Origin of the sequence: Brunnivagina elsteri CCALA 953, from assembly GCF_002289455.1 — a bacterium.
GTDB lineage: Bacteria > Cyanobacteriota > Cyanobacteriia > Cyanobacteriales > Nostocaceae > Brunnivagina > Brunnivagina elsteri.
Genome location: NZ_NTFS01000572.1, coordinates 1 through 3,155, shown reverse-complemented (window position 1 = coordinate 3,155; position 3,155 = coordinate 1). Strand labels below are relative to the sequence as shown.

At 41.7% G+C, this 3,155-nt stretch carries 2 protein-coding genes; both read right to left on the bottom strand.

Annotated features, from left to right (window positions below):
* Nucleotides 1-1,138: CHAT domain-containing protein (locus tag CK510_RS28510; protein ID WP_095724852.1), on the bottom strand; the 1,138-nt coding region annotated here is incomplete at its 3' end.
* A partial coding sequence (locus tag CK510_RS28505) for a CHAT domain-containing protein (protein WP_211293337.1) occupies nucleotides 1,135-3,155 on the bottom strand: 2,021 nt, incomplete at its 5' end. The genes CK510_RS28510 and CK510_RS28505, both read right to left, overlap by 4 nt.

The window sequence follows — 3,155 nt, the reverse complement described above, 5'->3', positions numbered from 1 at the left end:
CCTTTAGGGCTGGCTTATGGTTTGTACAGTCCCCACGATTATTATAATTCTCCAAGAAATATCGTCTAGTCTCGCATAATGCTTTTCCAATCAGCATTTTTTTGCCGATGAAAAATTCATAAAATACCTTAGCGAAAGCTGCTGCAAAGACATCTGGCATCGGACAAGCAGTGGCAATTACCGCAGCCGCACCATATTGAATAAATTTATTTGGCAGATTAAAGGTTTTTCGCAATTCATCCACACCACCAGCCGATTGACAAGCATTGAGAAAAATTAAAGGTTGAGTCAGAAAGACACCATTAACGCGATTAAAATTTTTAACTTCTAATTCGATTTGTTGAGTATTATTATCATCTTCTTGTAAGGAAATTATCAGCGCATCAACATCATCTTTGTATTGCCGACAATGACAAGCGAAATGGAGAATATTATATTGATTTTGATAAAAATGTGCTAACAGTTCTTCCCCATCCTGGAGTTTTTGAATCTTTCTGGAGACTTTTAATAAAGAAAAGTTACCTTTATGTTTAATAATTAACTTTTCTATTGCGGGTTGTTCTTGTTGGTGGACAAAATTTAATGTTTGATGCAAACAGAACAGCATTTCCAAAGATAATAAATATTTTCTCTCAGTCGGCGGCTTGTTCGTGAGCGCACGGGAAACAGGATAGTGAAAGCCCCAAAACATATCAACTTTAGGATTTTTATAGTCGTCACCTTCATATAAAACTTCCCAAGGATAAATCAGAGAATCGGAATAAATTGTCGGGGCAAACTGCATTTTACTTTGGTAAGAACGCAGTTTCGTTAGCTCACTTTTCGCATATTTATCGAAGAAAAACTGCTCGTAAGCATCTCGACCACAGCCAGCTAATTTGGTTAAATATGCTTGACATTCTTCTGGGGTTAGGAATAACTTATCCTCTGGGCTAAGATCAGACTTTTTCCTATCCGTAATTTTCTGTTCAATTTCCTGGAAAATCCGTAGAGTATCTTTCGTTAAATGCAACATTTCTTCGTTCGTTGCATTTCGTTCCAAAGAAAATCCACTTATCCGATAATCGTCTTTCCCGATGATAATATTAAAAGCAAAAACTTTATTTTGAGCCAATGATTTACTAATACCCCTCTTCACGCTTCCCCACCTCCCTCGTTAGCAATATCCAGTGAGAAAATCAGGTTATCAATTGGTTCTTCCCCATCCATAAAATAAACTTCCACAAAAACCGAATCGCCAGCCATTTCCGGAGGTGCAGTTAAAGTAAACCAACCTAAATAATTCCCAGTTGGTGCTAAATTCATGTTAATCGTGGAATCCGGTGTTACTTCTAAACCAGCAGCATTGACATGAACCTGTAAATTTTCAAACCTCAAATCCTCCGCCACCTCCATCACCCGATCCTCGTGCCAGACTGGGGGAGTGCGACGCAGGCTGAGACGAAAACGCAGTGGTACATCTACGGACATCGGTTCATCGATATCCCGTCCAATCGGTTCCACCACCGCATAACCTTTACCTTCCACTGGTAAATATGGACGCGCCATTGGGTCGCCAAATAGGACGTAAGCTAGCCAATCGAGGGAATTAGGAGCAACCGCACGAGCTAATTGGCGACTAGTATAAAATGCTTCGCCCAAAGACGCACCAGTCCACAGTTGGTTGTAAAAGCTACTAATAAAAGCCGCTTCCACAGCAGGTTCCACAGCCCATAAAGAACCAGCAAAACCGCTACACCCAGCCCGGATAAAGGCTGATGCCCAGGTTTTTTCTAATTCCGCTAGTTCTGTAATATCGGTTTTCACGTAACCCAAGGTAACAAAGGGACGATTGCGCCGCAGATTTAATTTGCTGGGGCGTATTTTGGTTTCTATTTCTTCTGCATCGTTACTATTATCTAACCTCACAGGTGCATCACGACGAGTAGCCGCATCTGCGGGTTGGCTGTAGCGAATTAAATGCAGACCCCGCATAGTTCCAGTAGAATCATGCAATAAACCTTCCGGCAAAAGCTGGGGTGGAGGTGCGCCGGGGATTTCCAATAAACTTGCCCAAAGTTCAGGTTGCTCAACATTGGCATAATGGGCGACGTTAACTGCACCGACGGGAAACTCGTAGGGACGAGTATCGCTTAATTCCTGTAACCAGCGTCCGATAATAAAGCGATCGCTCAAAAAGCTTTGACCATCGTGCAATAATTCCCAAGGTATTGATACATCTTGGTCGCTGAGAATTAGAAGGGTAAAAATTGAATTTTGGGGTATCAAACTGCGAATATCGCTTTGTAATTCTGTGGGGAAAAGATTATTAAATAGGTATCGACCGAGGGAAACTAAGTGCAATTTTCCCTCTTGGGGTAAACTACCGGATATGTTTTCGAGTGTTTTTGTTAACAATCCCCGCACCTGTTCGAGCCAAATAGTTGAGATTACGTTAGATGTATAAATGTTGTTACCGGGAAATACTGAAGCGAGCCGGAAACTTCTGAGTTGGTATTGGAATTTGCAGGTGGAGTTAGTTGCGTCTCCAATTGTTTGGATGCGAAGGATAAAATCTGCTTGGGGAACGGGACGGGATTGGATGGTGATGCTTTGGGGGGTGAAGGTTGCTTCGTCAATATCGGCAACTTGGATTTGGGTTTCGAGTTTTGTCTCGAAGGTATCTCCTCGGTAAAGTTCGGCGGTGATGGTTGCGTTACCTGGGCGGAGAGCGGTGAGACGGAAAGTTGCGGTTTGGGTTTCTTGGGTGGTGTTGGGGTCAAGGGGTATGCTTGCGGTGTTGTCACCGTTGAGTTGGAAACCTGGGGCTTTGAGGATAATGTTTAGTTCGTTCCCTGTGGCTTCGTTTTGGGAGATTTCTAGAAAATAACCTTCTCCTGCTGCTTGAATTCGTTTTAAATAAATTAGAATTCCTAGCTCTTCTCCTATATTGATATTGTTGGTATTTTCTGGAGGCTGTACCAAAACCTCATAAATAACAAAATCAGTAATTCTTCCTCTTTCTAATCTAATCTCTGTCTCACTTTGAACAATAGATTCTGGCAAATTGCTTTCCGATCTATTTTGAAAATTTGCATGGTAATAATCAAAGTTTGACTGATATTCTTCAAAAAGGTGATGTGCCCCTATCTGCTTTTCTCTAATAATTGCAAATT